This window comes from Nonomuraea sp. CA-141351, from assembly GCF_050944675.1.
Taxonomy (GTDB): Bacteria; Actinomycetota; Actinomycetes; order Streptosporangiales; family Streptosporangiaceae; genus Nonomuraea.
On record NZ_CP191982.1, the window covers coordinates 2,588,781 to 2,604,048 of the forward strand.

General features: G+C 70.1%; 17 protein-coding genes. 11 read left to right on the forward strand and 6 right to left on the reverse strand.

What is annotated here, in order from left to right:
- Genes ACQPWU_RS12705 through ACQPWU_RS12715 form a run of 3 tightly spaced genes read right to left on the reverse strand, consistent with a single transcriptional unit; the run spans position 1 to position 2,296 of the window.
- On the reverse strand, positions 1 to 468 hold the full coding sequence (locus ACQPWU_RS12705; RefSeq protein WP_433439497.1) for a tripartite tricarboxylate transporter TctB family protein: 468 nt from the start codon (positions 466 to 468) through the stop codon (positions 1 to 3).
- Positions 465 to 1,451 (reverse strand): Bug family tripartite tricarboxylate transporter substrate binding protein, encoded by a 987-nt coding sequence (locus ACQPWU_RS12710; protein WP_433439499.1) that lies wholly within the window; start codon positions 1,449 to 1,451, stop codon positions 465 to 467. Before ACQPWU_RS12710 ends, ACQPWU_RS12705 begins: the two co-directional genes overlap by 4 nt.
- Complete coding sequence (locus ACQPWU_RS12715; protein ID WP_433439501.1) at positions 1,448 to 2,296, reverse strand: hypothetical protein; 849 nt, start codon at positions 2,294 to 2,296, stop codon at positions 1,448 to 1,450. The genes ACQPWU_RS12710 and ACQPWU_RS12715 overlap by 4 nt, the downstream gene beginning before the upstream one ends.
- Before the next feature lie 68 nt (positions 2,297 to 2,364).
- On the opposite strand from ACQPWU_RS12715, the gene ACQPWU_RS12720 reads away from it, so the two are divergent.
- Positions 2,365 to 3,432 carry a DUF5937 family protein gene (locus ACQPWU_RS12720; protein ID WP_433439503.1) on the forward strand — a complete coding sequence of 356 codons (1,068 nt, stop codon included), beginning with the start codon at positions 2,365 to 2,367 and terminating at the stop codon, positions 3,430 to 3,432.
- Between the two features lie 85 nt (positions 3,433 to 3,517).
- Here the strand turns inward: ACQPWU_RS12720 and ACQPWU_RS12725 are convergent, their stop codons facing one another.
- Positions 3,518 to 3,991 carry a ferritin-like domain-containing protein gene (locus ACQPWU_RS12725; protein ID WP_433439505.1) on the reverse strand — a complete coding sequence of 158 codons (474 nt, stop codon included), beginning with the start codon at positions 3,989 to 3,991 and terminating at the stop codon, positions 3,518 to 3,520.
- Entirely contained in the window at positions 3,988 to 4,470 is a 483-nt protein-coding gene (locus ACQPWU_RS12730) for a hypothetical protein (protein ID WP_433439507.1), read from the reverse strand. The genes ACQPWU_RS12725 and ACQPWU_RS12730 overlap by 4 nt, the downstream gene beginning before the upstream one ends.
- A gap of 310 nt (positions 4,471 to 4,780) precedes the next feature.
- Between ACQPWU_RS12730 and rimP the strand changes: the two genes are divergently transcribed.
- From rimP to truB, 8 genes are all read left to right on the forward strand, one after another.
- Positions 4,781 to 5,266, forward strand: coding sequence for a ribosome maturation factor RimP (gene rimP / locus ACQPWU_RS12735; RefSeq protein WP_433439509.1), 486 nt, complete (start codon positions 4,781 to 4,783; stop codon positions 5,264 to 5,266).
- A gap of 11 nt (positions 5,267 to 5,277) precedes the next feature.
- Positions 5,278 to 6,282, forward strand: a complete 1,005-nt coding sequence (nusA, locus tag ACQPWU_RS12740; RefSeq protein WP_360713262.1) for a transcription termination factor NusA — start codon at positions 5,278 to 5,280, stop codon at positions 6,280 to 6,282.
- On the forward strand, positions 6,266 to 6,577 hold the full coding sequence (locus tag ACQPWU_RS12745; protein ID WP_433439512.1) for a YlxR family protein: 312 nt from the start codon (positions 6,266 to 6,268) through the stop codon (positions 6,575 to 6,577). Before nusA ends, ACQPWU_RS12745 begins: the two co-directional genes overlap by 17 nt.
- Before the next feature lie 112 nt (positions 6,578 to 6,689).
- A complete protein-coding gene (gene infB / locus ACQPWU_RS12750; protein WP_433439514.1) occupies positions 6,690 to 9,797 on the forward strand; it encodes a translation initiation factor IF-2 in 3,108 nt (1,035 codons plus the stop codon).
- Positions 9,798 to 9,914: 117 nt separating this feature from the next.
- Positions 9,915 to 10,211: a DUF503 domain-containing protein gene (locus ACQPWU_RS12755; protein ID WP_080042097.1), complete on the forward strand. Its 297-nt coding sequence runs from the start codon at positions 9,915 to 9,917 to the stop codon at positions 10,209 to 10,211.
- Positions 10,212 to 10,250: 39 nt separating this feature from the next.
- Complete coding sequence (gene rbfA / locus ACQPWU_RS12760) at positions 10,251 to 10,691, forward strand: 30S ribosome-binding factor RbfA (RefSeq protein ID WP_360702457.1); 441 nt, start codon at positions 10,251 to 10,253, stop codon at positions 10,689 to 10,691.
- Positions 10,688 to 11,719, forward strand: coding sequence for a DHH family phosphoesterase (locus ACQPWU_RS12765; RefSeq protein ID WP_433439516.1), 1,032 nt, complete (start codon positions 10,688 to 10,690; stop codon positions 11,717 to 11,719). Before rbfA ends, ACQPWU_RS12765 begins: the two co-directional genes overlap by 4 nt.
- Positions 11,719 to 12,591, forward strand: a complete 873-nt coding sequence (gene truB, locus ACQPWU_RS12770) for a tRNA pseudouridine(55) synthase TruB (RefSeq protein ID WP_433439518.1) — start codon at positions 11,719 to 11,721, stop codon at positions 12,589 to 12,591. Before ACQPWU_RS12765 ends, truB begins: the two co-directional genes overlap by 1 nt.
- A gap of 61 nt (positions 12,592 to 12,652) precedes the next feature.
- Here truB and ACQPWU_RS12775 read toward each other — a convergent pair whose 3' ends face one another.
- Entirely contained in the window at positions 12,653 to 13,672 is a 1,020-nt protein-coding gene (locus ACQPWU_RS12775) for a TRM11 family SAM-dependent methyltransferase (protein WP_433439520.1), read from the reverse strand.
- An 82-nt stretch (positions 13,673 to 13,754) separates the two neighbouring features.
- Between ACQPWU_RS12775 and ACQPWU_RS12780 the strand changes: the two genes are divergently transcribed.
- Together ACQPWU_RS12780 and rpsO are read left to right on the forward strand one after the other, a co-directional pair.
- Positions 13,755 to 14,681, forward strand: a complete 927-nt coding sequence (locus ACQPWU_RS12780) for a bifunctional riboflavin kinase/FAD synthetase (RefSeq protein WP_433439522.1) — start codon at positions 13,755 to 13,757, stop codon at positions 14,679 to 14,681.
- Between the two features lie 291 nt (positions 14,682 to 14,972).
- Positions 14,973 to 15,242, forward strand: coding sequence for a 30S ribosomal protein S15 (gene rpsO, locus ACQPWU_RS12785; RefSeq protein WP_132592555.1), 270 nt, complete (start codon positions 14,973 to 14,975; stop codon positions 15,240 to 15,242).
- Positions 15,243 to 15,268 lie beyond the last annotated feature (26 nt).

Below are 15,268 nucleotides of genomic sequence, written 5' to 3' on the forward strand. Positions count from 1 at the left end.
TCAGATCGCCAATCTCACCAGGCCGGGCGGCAGCGAGATGCCGAGGAGCCGGTCGAACAGGAAATACGTGGCCAGCGCCAGCACCAGCCCCACGAGCACGTCGCGCAGCAGCCTCCGGCTGCCCAGCACCCGGGCGACGGCCACGAAGAAGGCAGTGGTCGCCTGCCAGTACCCGGCGGGGACCAGGACCAGCGCGTAGGCGACCAGGCTGCCGATCAGGAGAAGAACGGAGGGCCAGTGCGTCTGCTCCGGCTCATCGGAGGTGGCCGTGCCGGCGCTCGACGTACCCGGTCTGAACGCCTGGACGACCCCCATGACGGACACGACCGCGAGGCCGGCCCCGACCAGCAGCGGGAACGCGCGCGGCCCCACCGCCTGGTACCCCTCGCCCTGCGGGATCGCGAACGCCTGGGCCAGCACCACCACGGCGACACCGAGGAAACCGAGCGAAACGAGACGCTGCGTCACTTGCCGAGCCCCAGCTCGCCCAGGATGGTGGTGACCTGTGTCCGCTGTTCGGCCAGCACCTGGCCGAACTGGTCGCCGGGACGCCAGTCCTCGGTCCAGTTGTTGCGCTCGAGCACCTTCTTCCAGCAGGAGGTCTGGCGCACCTTGTCCAGCAGGCCGATGACTTCCTGCTGCTGCTCCTTGGTCAGGCCCGCGGGGGCGAGCACGCCGGCCAGCGTGGAGATCGCCTCGTCGCCCAGGCCGAGCTCCTTCATCGTCGGCGCGTCGACGCCCGTCACCCGCTGCTCCGAGTCGACCGCCAGCACCCGCAGCTCGCCCGCCTCGATCTGCGCGCGCAGCTCGGCGACGGTGTCGATGCCGGCCGTGGCGGCGCCGCTGAGCAGCAGGTTCATGGACTCGCCGCCGCCCGCCGTGGGCACGAAGTTGACCTCCTTGGCGGCGATGTTCCTGCCCTTGGCCAGCCCGGCCACCGTCATCTGCCCCGGCCCGCCGAGCGAGCCGCCCGTCCACTTGACGCTGTGGGGCTTGGCCTCCATCGCGTCCAGCAGTGACTTCAGATCCTTGTACGGCGACTTCTTCGCCACCACGATCGCGCTCGGCCCCCGGCTCAGCCCGGCCACGGGGGTGAGCGTGGACAGGTCGACCGGCGACTTGTTGTTCACGATGCCGCCCAGCATGGTCACGCTGTCCATGACCATGAGCTCGTACGGGTCGCCCTTCTTCTTGGCGAACTGGGCAAGCCCGATCGTGCCGCCCGCGCCCGGCACGTTCGTGACCGTGGCGTTCACGCCGGTCACCTTGCACTCGCTCAGCGAGCTGGCGATGCCGCGCGCCCGCGTGTCCCAGCCGCCGCCCGGGCTGCCCGGCGCCATGATCGACAGGGGCTTGCTGGGATAGCCGCCGCCCGAATCGGTGGCCTCGCCCACGGCGCAGCCGGTGAGGGTCAGGGCCGCCGTGACGGCGGCCAACAGCTTGGTCTTCATGATGACTCCCGGGGGGTGAGGATCGATGCGAAGAAGTCCTTGACCGGCTCGAGCACGAGCATCGGGTCGTGGCCCACGCCGGGCACCACGTCGAACCGCACGGCGATCCCGTGTGCCTCGAAGTTGTCGCGCAGCGCTCGGAGCCGCTCGATGCGGGTGGTCCCGTGGGCGTCGGCGCCGTCCATCCAGTTGGAGCCGCCCTGGTTGTTGATCTCCCAGGTCTCCACGTCCGCGCTGCCCACCACCATCTGCACCGGTACGTCGCGCAGCTCCTCCACCCTGGGAGCGCTGCCGAACTCCTCCTCGAACCCCTTCAGCCCGATCCACCACGGGCTGCTCTGGTCGATGTACGTTATCCGCCCTGGTGCACCGATTGACAATCCGGTGAGCCGGTCGGCGTGCAGGTAGGCGAACCGGTGCACGAACTGGCCGCCGCCGGAGAACCCGTGCAGCAGGAACCGCTCGGTCCGTACGTTGAAGCGCTCGCCCACCTCCTCGACCATGGCCAGCAGCGCGTGGTCGAAGCGGATGTCGCCGTACTTGAGGAACTTGAAGTTGTGCAGGTCGTGCGGGTCGGCGCCGATGCCGGCGGGGAAGAGCGGGGCCAGCACGAGGCAGCCGTGCTCCTCGGCCCACTCGGCGAAGTTGTCCCGGTACTGCGGTCCGCGCCGTCCCGTGCCGTGCTGCAGGACGACCAGGGGCACGGGAGCGCCGTGCCGGTCGTGCGCGGACGGCACGTACAAGCAGTAGGAGAATCGCTGGTCGTATCTCGACGCGAAGACGGTCGTCGCGCCCGCCGAATAGAACTCGGTCGGATGCTTGACCACGTGCAGTGCCTCAGCCATGAGCCGACAGCCTGGGCAAACACCAAGGGACTCTCAAGAAGATTGACGCGAACGCGGTAATGTGCAGGGTGGCCGTCACGCTCCTCCTCGACTCCCCCGGCACAGGATCCGTCAGCGTTCAGCAGTCTCCGCTGGCCGAGCTCTGCGCCTGCCTGCACGCCCTCGATGAGCCCGGCCACCACCCCGGCAGTGCCGGCTGGGTGGCCAGGGCGCACGCTGAGCTGGACGGCGGGCTGCTGGTCACGGCCGCCGCCTGGGCGCCGCTCTGGGGCGCCTTCCGCGCCCGCTACCTCCTTCCGCTGTCGGCTGGACCAGGGCGTACGCTGGCGGGCGAGCTGCGGGAGGTGGCCGAGCTGCCCATCGGCGACTTCGTGGCCATGACCGTGCAGGCGCTGATCGGCAAGAACGACACCGAGCTGGCGCCCAGGCTCAGCGAGGAAGTGCTGCAGCGGCTGCGGCTGATCTCCTCCAGCCGCATGGAGATCGGCGCCCGGCTGCGTGCCGATCCCGAGGCGTTCCGTGGCGAGCTGCTCGACTTCCTCACCGGGTTCGCCGCCGCGTCCTTCGACGCCGAATGGCCCGCGCTGCGCCCGGCCCTCGACCGTGACCGCGCCGAACGGGTGCGCGACCTGCACAGGCGCGGCGCACTGGTGCTGGCCGACCTTCCGACCACGTCCATCACGTCGACCACGCGGAAGCCGCTGCGGGTCGTGTTCGACAAGCTCTACAACGCCACCGCCCGCGTGGACGAGGCGCGGCCCTGCCTGCTCGTGCCGACCGTCCACGGCAGGCCGCACTTCGTGATCAAGCACTATCCCGGCTACCCGGTCGTCATCCAGTACAGCGCCGACGGGGCCGCCACGCCGACGCTCGAGACGGCCAGGCGCCGGCTCGCCGCGCTCCAGGACCCGACCAGGCTGCGGCTCGCGTACGCGATCCTGCGCAACCCGGTCGCCACCTCCGAGCTGGCCACCCAGCTCGGCATGAGCGCGCCCCAGGTCTCCCGGCACCTGCGCAGGCTCAGGGAGGCGCAGCTCGTCCACACCCACAGGCGCGGCTCGGTCGTCTACTACCAGCTCGACGCCGACGCCGTCGAACGTCTCGGGCCCGACCTGCTCTCCGTCCTGTACCGGTGAGGAGGCCTGCTCCCGGTCCTGTGCCTGAACGGCGCCCTCCCGGACCGTGCCTTCCCAGCGGTGCCGCGCCCCCGAAGGCAGGGACCTATCCGCCGCTCGAGGTCGCCGAGGGAGAGGGCGAAGGAGGCGGGGCGGCCGCCGCCACCGGCATGCCGGGGAAGGCCGGGGGCTGGGCGGGGCGGAAGGCGTACGAGCGGGTCACGGCCTCCTGCATGGCCAGCGCGGCATAGCGGCGCAGCGTGATGTCCTGCGCGGCGGCCAGCTCGAGATAGGCGGCCGTGACGCCGTTCTCCAGGTGCACCGCCAGCTTGACGGCCAGCGCCTGGTCGGCGGGGAAGAACGGGAGCGCGTAGGAGGCGTCGGGCTCGGCCGGCCGGCCGCCCCGCGCCGTGATGAACGTGCGCAACTGGTCGCGGCGCGCCCGGTGGGCGTCGAAGGCCGCGCTGATCCTGGCCCGCAGCGACCCCGACGTACGCGCGCCCAGCAGCCCGTAGGCGAACAGCACCGCGTGCTCGGCCGCCAGCGCCTTGCGTAGTTTCTCGATGTCGTCGGGGCTCACAGCGACCTCGGCAGGGCGACGGCGTGGGCGGCCTCGCAGGCTCCGATGCTGGCGATCAGCTGCGCCACCCCGGGCGAGACGCCGGCGAGCTGCCGGACCCGCAGGGCGGCGGCCTTGCGCTCCAGATCCCGCAGCCGCGACAGCGACGGCTTGGGAGTGGCGGCGGTCGAGGCGGTGACGGGCGGCGACGAGGCGGTGACGGGCGCCGACGAGGCCACGGTGACATATTTGCGCAGCTCGTTCAGATGGGCCTGGTGGCGGTCCCGGAACGGGACCAGCTTCTGCGCCCCGCCCGAGATCAGCGACGAGTAGAGCTCGATCGTCCGCTCCTTCTCCGTGATCAGGCCTTTCAGCAGGGTGGTCTCGGGGGAGTCGGAGGCCTTGACGGAGGGCTGCGGCGGGCCGGACGCGCTGCAGGCGGTGAGAGCGGCCGCTCCGCCCGCCAGCAAGACTCGCCGGGAGAGGTGACGCGGGCGCACGGGCTAGGACCTCCAGTGACGGTGGAGCAGACCGACAAGAAAGCCGCTCATGGACTGCCGCCCTACTGCCGCGCCTCATGAATGCCGTGGCGGCCGTCCATTCGGCGGCTTTCTCATCGGTAGCATCGTACGGGCTAGTGCCCGGGATCGCTGTCAGGCGACGCTCCGCCATTCGACCACGACGAGTGGCGCTCTTTCCGTGCCCTCATACAGATAGGGTGTCAACTGTCGTCGCTGGCTGAGCGGCCAGACGGCGGGGAGCCAGAGGCGAGGTCCGCCCGGCTGAGACATGACAATAGGGGAGGTCGATATGGGCAGCGCATCACCCCGCGACCACCTGATGAAGCTCCTTGAGCCCGTGGTCGGCGCGGAGGGCCTCGATCTGGAGGACGTCACGGTCACCCAGGCAGGCAAGAGACGCTTGCTGCGCGTGATCGTCGATCGCGACGGCGGCGTGAGCCTCGACGACGTGGCCGAGGTGAGCCAGGCCGTCTCCACGGCCCTGGACGCCGACGACTCGATGGGCCAGTCGGCTTACACGCTGGAAGTCTCCTCGCCGGGCGTCGACCGCCCGCTGACCGAGCCGCGCCACTGGCGCCGAGCGGCGAAACGGCTGGTGAAGGCAGAGATGAGAGACGGCACCGTGGTGGAGGGCCGCATCCTGGCCGCTGATGAGACCGGTGTCGACATGGATGTCGAAGGCACCGCACGCAGACTTGATTACGAGGACCTGACCCGGGGACGGGTACAGGTGGAGTTCCGCCGGATCGACGACGTCGACGGCGACGAAGGCTAAGGGGGGCCGTCGTGGACATCGACATGAGCGTCCTGCGCAGCCTGGAGCGGGAAAAGGACATCTCCTTCGACCTGGTCGTCAAGGCGATCGAGGACGCGCTGCTGATCGCCTACTTCCGCACCGAGGGCGCCGCGTCCAAGGCGCGCGCCGAGCTCGACAGGAGCAGCGGTCACGTCACGATCTGGGCGGCCGAGCTCGACGAGGACAGCGAGGTCGTCAGGGAGTTCGACGATACGCCCAGCAACTTCAGCAGGATCGCCGCCACCACCGCCAAGCAGGTCATCCTGCAGCAGCTGCGCGACGCCGAAGACGAGATCAACTTCGGCGAGTTCGCCAGCCGCGAGGGCGAGCTGGTCTCCGGCGTCATCCAGCAGGGCAAGGATCCGCGCGTGGTGCTGGTCGACCTCGGCAAGATCGAGGCGGTGCTGCCGCACGCCGAGCAGGTCCCCGGCGAGGACTACGTACACGGAGAGCGCATCCGCGCTTACGTAGTGCAGGTGAAGAAGGGTCACAAGGGCCCCTCCGTCACCTTGTCGCGCACGCATCCCGGGCTGGTGAAGAAGCTTTTCGCGCTGGAGGTGCCCGAGATCGCCGACGGCACCGTGGAGATCGCGGCGGTGGCGCGTGAGGCGGGCCACCGTACGAAGATCGCGGTGAGGTCGCGCAAGCCGGGCGTCAACGCCAAGGGCGCCTGCATCGGGCCGATGGGTTCACGCGTACGCAACGTGATGACCGAGCTACACGGAGAGAAGATCGACATCATCGACTGGTCGGAGGACCCGGGCGAGTTCGTGGGGAATGCCCTGTCGCCGGCCCGTGTTTCCCATGTCGAGGTGCTCGATCTCGAGGGGCGCGTCGCGCGGGTGACCGTGCCCGACTACCAGCTCTCGCTGGCCATCGGGAAAGAGGGCCAGAACGCCCGGCTCGCCGCGAGACTCACAGGGTGGCGGATCGACATCCGGCCCGACACACAGGCCGAAGATGCCGCCGGTTCCGTAGATGCGTCAACACGGTAAGCTGGAATATGGTGGCCAAGCGGTTCCACAGCGCACCTGTGTGGGCTGCAGGGTTCGCACGGCTAAGTCCGAGCTGCTCCGCCTGGTTCGGGTCGAGGATCACCTGGTCCCTGACCTGCGAGGACGGCTTCCTGGCCGCGGTGCATCGCTGCATCCGTCCTTGAGTTGTCTGGAGCTTGCCGAGCGGCGCCGAGCGTTCTCGCGCGCTTTTCGCGTGCCGGGGCCGCTTGACGTATCGCGTGTGCGAGCGCACCTGGAAGGAGACACCGAAATGTCATGTAGGACGCCGAGTTGATGGGCGGAGTCAGATTGCTATGAGCGCCTGATGAGCACGCGGCGATGAAGACGTCAAGGTAGCGACGGTCCGGACGGCATAGCCAGCCTCCCGGGCCGAGTAAGGGAGTGCAGTGGCGAAGGTCCGGGTATACGAGCTCGCTAAGGAGTTCGGCGTAGAGAGCAAGGTCGTCATGGCCAAGCTCCAGGAGATGGGAGAGTTCGTCCGCTCGGCGTCCTCGACCATCGAGGCGCCGGTGGTCCGCAGGCTCACCGAAGCTCTGGGCGCATCGAAGGGTGGGCCCTCCAGGGGCGGCGGACAGCCGTCCAACAAGCCGCAGCCGCCGAAGGCTGCTCCCCGGCCGGCGGAAGGCCAGGCCGGTAACGGCGTCGCGCAGGCGCCGGTCCCCTCATCAGTCCCGCGTCCGGGTCCCAAGCCCGGTCCGCGGCCCGGCCCCGCGGGCGGCGCTCAGCCGCGCCCGCCGGTGCCCATGCCCCACCAGCCGCAGCAGCAGCCGGAGGCCGCTCGCGGCGAGACTTCTGGGGCCCCGCAAGCACGATTCGAGAGCGGCGCGCCCGCGCGTCCGACTCCGGGTCCGCGTCCCGGTCCCTCGGGTGCCCGTCCGGGTCCCAAGCCCGGCCCCGCGCCCCGGCCCGGGCCCTCGGGTGGTGGCGGTGCCCAGCAGGCGCCGCGTCCCGGCGCGCCCACCGGTGGCGGCCCGCGTCCCGGTCAGGGTCCCAAGCCCGGCCCGCGTGGCCCGCGTCCCGGTAACAACCCGTTCTCCTCGACCGCCAGCGGCATGGGCCAGTCGCGCCCGCCGCGCCAGGGCGGTGGCCAGCGCGACGGAGGCGGCCCCGGCCAGCGCGAGCGTCGCGACGGCCCGCCGCGTGACGGCGCGATGCCGCGTCCGCCGCAGGGCCGTGGCGGCACCGGCGACGCCGGTCCCAGGCCCGGGCCGCGTCCCGGCCCGCCCGGTGCCGGTGGTCCGCGTCCTGGTCCCGGTGCGGGCGGTCCCCGTCCCGGTGGTCCGCGTCCCAATCCGATGATGATGCCGCAGGGTCGTCCTGCCGGTCCCGGCGGTGGCGGCGGTGGCCGTCCCGGTGGTGGCGGCGGTGGCGGCCGTCCCGGCGGTGGCGGCGGTGGCCGTCCCGGTGGTGGCGGCGGTGGCCGTCCCGGTGGTGGCGGCGGCGGCTTCGCGGGCCGTCCCGGTGGTGGCGGCGGCACCGGCCAGCGCACCGGCACCGGTGGTCCCGGTGGCGGTGGCGGTGGCTTCGGCGGTCGTCCCGGTCCCGGCGGCCGTGGCCGTGGTGGCGGCACCGCGGGTGCCTTCGGGCGTCCCGGCGGTCGTCCGGCCCGCGGGCGCAAGTCGAAGCGGCAGAGGCGCCAGGAGTTCGACAACATGTCGGCGCCGGCGATCGGCGGCGTGCAGGTCGCTCGTGGCAACGGCGCGACGATCCGCCTTCCGCGCGGTGCGTCGCTGTCCGACTTCGCCGACCGCATCGGCGCGAACCCCGCCTCGCTCGTGCAGATCATGCTGCACCTCGGCGAGATGGTGACCGCGACGCAGTCGGTCAACGAGGAGACGCTGCAGCTGCTCGGTCAGGAGCTGGACTACAACATCCAGGTCGTCAGCCCGGAGGAGGAGGACCGCGAGCTTCTCGAGGCCTTCGACATCGAGTTCGGCGAGGACGAGGGCGACGAGGCCGACCTGGCCGCGCGCCCGCCGGTCGTGACCGTCATGGGTCACGTCGACCACGGTAAGACCAAGCTGCTCGACGCCATCCGCAAGACCAACGTGGTGGCGCGCGAGGCGGGTGGCATCACCCAGCACATCGGTGCTTACCAGGTCGCCACCGAGCACGAGGGCGAAGACCGGAAGATCACCTTCATCGACACCCCGGGTCACGAGGCGTTCACCGCCATGCGTGCCCGAGGCGCCAAGTCCACCGACATCGCGGTGCTGGTGGTCGCGGCCGACGACGGCGTGAAGCCGCAGACGATCGAGGCCCTCAACCACGCCCAGGCGGCCGAGGTGCCGATCGTGGTCGCGGTCAACAAGGTCGACAAGGAGGGCGCCGACCCCAACAAGGTCCGGGCCCAGCTCACCGAGTACGGCCTGGTGGCGGAGGAGTACGGCGGCTCGACGCTGTTCGTCGACATCTCGGCGAAGAACGGCACGGGCATCGACGAGCTCCTCGAGGCCATCCTGCTGACCGCGGACGCCGAGCTCGACCTGCGGGCCAACCCGACGATGGACGCCCAGGGCATCGCGATCGAGGCGCACCTCGACAAGGGCCGCGGCCCTGTCGCGACCGTCCTGGTCCAGCGCGGCACGCTGCGCGTCGGCGACTCGATCGTGTGTGGCGAGGCCTTCGGCCGCGTCCGCGCGATGCTCGACGACAACGGCGACGCGGTCGAGGAGGCCACGCCGTCCCGTCCGGTCCTGGTGATGGGTCTGACGGCCGTGCCGAGCGCCGGTGACAACTTCATCGTGGTCACCGACGACCGGATGGCCCGGCAGATCGCCCAGCAGCGCGCGGCGCGCAAGCGCAGCGCCGACATGGCGAAGTCGAGCCGTCGCCGCACCCTCGAAGAGCTGTTCAGCGACCTTGAGAAGGGTCGCGTCGACGAGCTCAAGCTCATCATCAAGGGTGACGTGTCCGGTTCGGTGGAGGCCCTGGAAGACGCCCTGCTCAAGATCGACGTCGGCGACGAGGTCAGGCTCCGTGTCCTGCACCGCGCGGTCGGCGCCATCACCGAGTACGACGTCAACCTGGCCGTCGCCGACGACAACGCGGTCATCATCGGCTTCAACGTGCGTCCCGAGCCGCGGGCGCGCGACCTGGCCGAGCGCGAGGGCGTCGACATCCGCTACTACTCGGTCATCTACCAGGCGATCGAGGAGATCGAAGCGGCGCTCAAGGGCATGCTCAAGCCCGAGTTCGAAGAGGTCCAGATGGGCACCGCCGAAGTCCGCGAGGTCTTCAAGGTGCCGAAGATCGGCAACGTCGCCGGTTCGCTGGTCCGCTCCGGCACGATCGTCCGCAACAGCAAGGCCAGGATCATCCGCGATGGCGTCGTCATCGCCGACAACCTGACCGTCTCGTCCCTGCGTCGCTTCAAGGATGACGCCACCGAGGTCCGCGAGGGCTTCGAGTGCGGCATCGGTGTCGGTTACAACGACATCCGGATCGACGACGTGATCGAGACATTCGAGATGCGGGAGAAGCCGCGCGTGTGACGCGCGGCCGGGCGCCCGGCGGGACATCCGCCGGGCGCTTCTCGCACGCTCTGGCCTGGTCTCCGCCGCACCAGGCCGGTCGTGCGTTCACACCAGGTCAAGCGGCGGTTGCGAACGATGTATGTGGGTGCTCTGACCCTGGACATCCTGCTCGGCGACGTCAGGTCGCTGAAGCAGAAGCGCTCTGTCGTGCGGCCGCTGATCGCCGAGCTGCAGCGCCGTTACCCCAGCATCGCGGTGGCTGAGACCGGCCATCTCGACCTGCATCGCAGGGCCGAGGTCGGCGTCGCCGTGGTCTCCGCCTCCGCGGGAAACTGCAAAGAGGTGCTGGACGCCTGCGAGCGGATGGTGGCCTTCCGCCCTGAGATCGAGCTGCTGTCCGCCAGGCACCGGCTCTACAACGACGAAGATTGAACGACAGCACGGCCAGGTCGTGCGTGAGGGGGAGCGAACATGGTGGATGCCGCACGAGCGAGCAAACTCGCCGACCGCATCCAGCAGATCGTCGCCGAGATGCTGGAACGCCGGATCAAGGACCCGCGCCTGGGCTTCGTCACCGTGACCGACGCGCGCGTCACGGCTGACCTGCGCGAGGCGACGGTGTTCTACACGGTGTTCGGCTCCGACGCCGAGCGGAGCGACAGCGCGGCCGCCCTCGAGAGCGCCAAGGGGATCATCCGCTCCGAGGTGGGCCGCCAGACCGGCGTACGTTTCGCTCCGACGCTGACGTTCAAGCACGACCCGCTGCCCGACAGCGCGCGCCACCTCGACGACCTGATCCTCGCCGCCAGGGCGCGGGACGCCGAGGTCGCGCGCCAGGCCGAGACCGCCTCCTACGCAGGGGAGGCCGACCCCTACAAGAAGCCGGACGAGGGTGAGGACGACCAGGAGTGACGCCCGACGTACGCGACAGGGCGGGCCGCCCGGCCCGTCTGGGTCCCCGCACGGCCACCGCGATCCCTGAGGCCGCGTGGGACCGGGCGGTGCGGCTGATCCGCCAGGCGGAGGAGATCGCGCTCGCCTGCCATGTGACACCGGACGGCGACGCGCTCGGCTCGATGCTGGCCGTGGGGTTCGCGCTGCGGTCGATGGGCAAGCGGGTCGTGGCGTCGTTCGGCGACCATCACTTCGTGGTGCCGCGACTGCTGCGGTTCCTGCCGGGGCAGGAGATGCTGGTGCCGCCGGCGGATTATCCCGCCGCGCCCAAGCTGATGATCACCTTCGACGTCTCGACGTTCGAGCGGCTGGGGCTGCTGCGTGACAACACTGCCAGGGCGCACGAGGTGATCGTGGTGGACCACCATCCTTCGAACGAGGGGTTCGGCACGCTCAGCCTCATCGACTCCACGGCGGCCGCCACGGCCATGCCGGCCGAGCAGCTCCTCTACCGGCTCGGCGGCCGGCTCGACCGTGACATCGCCACCTGCCTGTACACGGGGCTGGTGACCGACACGGGGTCGTTCCGGCACTCCTTGACCACGCCTGCCGTGCACCAGATGGCCGCCAGGCTGGTCGCGACCGGGCTCCATACCGACGAGATCGCCCGCGAGCTGTGGGACCGTTCACCGTTCGGCTACCTCAAGGTGCTGGCCGCCGCGCTCGACCGGGCGGTGCTGGAGGACGGGCTGGTCTGGACGTACGTGACGCGGGTCGATCGGGCCGCGCAAGGGCTGCCGTACGCGGAGCTGGAAGGCATCATCGACATCGTGCGGCGCACCGACGAGGCCGAGGTCGCGGTCGTGCTCAAGGAGGACGACCACGGCCACTGGCAGGTTTCGACCCGGTCCAAGGGCACGGTCGACGTGGGAGCCGTGTGCGCGGCTCTGGGCGGCGGCGGGCACCACAACGCGGCCGGATACACCTCGCACGACAGCGTGGAGGCGACCATGGCCGCCTTCCGGCGCGAGCTGGGGAAGGTTTGATGGCCGAGAGCGGTCTGATCATCGTCGACAAGCCCGGCGACTGGACGTCCCATGACGTGGTGGCCAAGATGCGGCGCATCGCCGGCACCCGCCGCGTGGGGCACGCGGGCACGCTCGACCCGATGGCGACAGGCGTGCTCGTGGTCGGTGTGGAGAAGGCCACCAGGCTGCTCGGACACCTGACGCTGACCGAGAAGGTGTACGAGGGCACGATCCGGCTCGGCGTGAGCACGAACACCGACGACGCCGAGGGCGAGATCACCGCCACGACACCGGCGTCAGAGGTGACGGCGGCCGAGATCCACAAGGGCGTCGCGGCGCTGACCGGTGAGATCATGCAGGTCCCGCCGCAGGTGAGCGCGATCAAAGTGAACGGGCAGCGCGCCTACAAGAAGGCACGCGCGGGCGAGGAGGTCGAGCTGCAGGCCCGGCCTGTCACCGTGCGGTCGTTCGAGGTGCTCGACATCCGGGCCCACGACGACGTCGTGGACGTGGACGCGGTCGTGACCTGCTCCAGCGGCACCTACATCCGCGCGCTGGCCCGCGACCTGGGGGCGGCGCTCGGGGTCGGGGGGCATCTGACCCGGCTGCGGCGCACCCGCGTGGGGCCTTACGACCTCTCGCTGGCCAGGACCGTCGAGCAACTCGCCGAGGAGTGCGTGATCCTGCCCATCGGCGAGGCGGTGGCGGCGGCGTTCCCGCGCCGGGACGTGACGGCCGAGGAGGCGCGCGTCATCGGGCATGGGGGGCGCCTGGGCGCCGTCGGGCTCGGGAAGGGGCCGATCGGCGTGTTCGGGCCTGAGGGTGAGCTGCTGGCGCTGGTTGAGGAGCACGGCCGCGTGGCCAAGCCCCTCGCCGTCTTCGTCCCCTAGAGCTGTCTCCGGGGCCTGGAAGGCCATCTGAGGATGCCGCCCCGGCGCGCGCCGCGGTGGCTCAGGCGGGTTTGCGGGCGACGATGATGTCGCGGACGATCGCCTGGTCCACCCAGTGCTCGAAGTCGGGGTAGTCCATCACGTCCAGACCGGCCCCGGCGAGGATCTTGGCCAGCTCGGAGCTCTTGCCCCCGTAGGTGTTCCAGGAGATGCCCATCGCGCCGCCGGGGCGAAGCAACTCGGTCCAGACCGGGACGGCCTGCCTGAGGAGCTCCAGCGGGCTCCGTGACAGCCCGCTGCCGCCCTTGCTGCCGTGCTGGACGCCGTAGGGCGCGTCCGCCACCAAGACGTCGAACGAGCGCGGCTTGAAGAACTCCCGGCTCTTGAGCGTGTCGGCGTTCACCATGGCCAGGTGCTGCACGTCGCCGGCCTTGAGCGCCTCCTTCGACAGCCCGAACGTCACATTCAGCCGCCGCCCCACCAGGGCCCGCTCGCGCCGCACCGGAACGGTCTCGGCGGTGTGCTTGAGCCGCTTGTTACGCAGCCAGGTCTTGATGAACCCGGAGTAGGCCTCGAAGTCCTTGCCGTCGACGTCGAGCCCGTAGGCGTCGTAGCCGTACATGAGAGCCTGGTTGAGCGTCGTGCCGCGTCCGCACATCGGGTCGAACACCGCCAGCCGCTCGCCGAGGCCCTTGTCCCCGGCCAGCACGGTGACGTTGAGCAGCAGCTTGGTGAAGTGCTCGTTGGTCTTTCCCGCGTACTTCTGGATGGTGATCAGGTCGCTGCTCAGCCGGTCGAGCGGCTTCATGGCGAGCGGCCGGAGTAGCTCCCCTTCTATCCCAAAAATCGCATAAACAGAGGAAAGGTTGGACAAAAGCGAGATATCCGACTCGCTCAAGTCCGATGACGTCTCAAACGTCACATACGGCACACCCCCGATGGTGGTCTCCTGTGTGTCCACCACCTTCCCGCCCAGCCCGCGCGCGTCGAACACGGCCAGCTCGCCACGGGTCAGCCGGATGGAGCTCTCCCCGTAGACCCGGTTGAAGGCAGGCAGGATCAGAAGCGCGTAACGAGGCATGATGTCCGATCCTATCGCCCTCGGTTAGAGGGAATAGAGACGCGCGTGGCAGGCTTGTGTCGGATTGATCCGCCACGAGCGAATGGGGCCTAGCGTGCAGGGTTCGGGAAGGTCTGTCGTCACCATAGGCGTGTACGACGGGGTCCACCGCGGGCACCGGCGGGTGGTCGAGCGGGCTGTCGCCATCGCTCGCGAGCGGGGGCTGCGTAGCGTGGCCGTCACGTTCGAGCCGCATCCTGACGAGGTGGTGCGGCCCGGGTCGCACCCGCAGCGGCTCACCAGCGTGCGGCGCAGGGCCGAGCTGCTGGCCGGGCTGGGTGTGGACGAGATCGACGTGGTGCCGTTCACGCTCGACCTGTCGCGGACGAGCCCGGACGACTTCGCCCAGAACGTGCTGGCCGAACGGCTGCGGGCGGCCGTCGTGGCGGTGGGGGAGGACTTCGTGTTCGGGCACCAGGCGAGCGGCGATGTGGAGACATTGCGGACGCTGGGCGATAAATACGATTTCGAGGTGGAGGTCGTGCCCATGCTCGACGCCGTCTCCTCGGCCTCGATCCGCGAGCGGCTCGTCGAGGGCGATGTCGAGGGCGCCCGTGAGCAGCTCGGGCGGCCGCACCGGGTGGAGGGCGTGGTCGTGCGCGGCTACCAGCGGGGCCGCCAGCTGGGCTTCCCGACCGCGAACGTCGAGACGCCGCAGCACACGGCCATCCCGGCCGACGGGGTCTACGCGGGGTGGCTGGAGTGCGTGCCGGTGGCCAACCTGCCCGCGCTCTACGCGGGCGAGCGGTGGCCGGCGGCGATTTCGGTCGGCACCAACCCGACGTTCGAGGGGGTGCCGCGGACAGTCGAGGCCTATGCGCTGGATCGGGATGATCTGGAGCTGTACGGGGTGCACGTGGCAGTCGAGTTCGCCGCGCGGCTGCGCGGCAACACGCGCTTCGAGTCCGTTGACGCGCTTATCGCTCAAATTCACGCTGACGTGGAGGCCGCCCGCCGTCTCACACGCTGAATTCACCATGTTTTACGGCTCCGCACGGGCAGGCCACCCGCCGCACCGGGCTGAGGGCCCTCCAGGAAACGCCCTCTGACCCTTCACCGGCTGAGCGCCGTTACGGAGCGCATGCTTGACCGGCTGGGTAGCGCCCGAGTACTCCGTGTGAGGTGGTAGCCTTGCATGTCGGCTCTGTAGCGGCGGCGCTGCGCGCTGCCCACGACGGCCTTCACCGCGGCGACTGTAGGCACGCACGGTCGTTCGCACTCTCAATTTCATTCGCGCGTGCCTGTAGCTCAAAGGAGAGCCGTGTCCCTCGACACCGCTGCCAAGAAGTCCATCATCAGCGAATACGCGACGGCCGAAGGCGACACCGGGTCGCCCGAGGTGCAGATCGCACTGCTGAGCAAGCGCATCAGCGAGCTCACCGAGCACCTGAAGACGCACAAGCACGACCACCACAGCCGTCGTGGCCTGCTTCTGCTCGTCGGTCGCCGGCGTCGCCTGCTGAAGTACCTGCAGAAGGTCGACATCCAGCGCTACCGCTCGCTTATCGAGCGGCTCGGCCTGCGCCGATAACATGGAAAGGGAGCGGCGCACGCGCC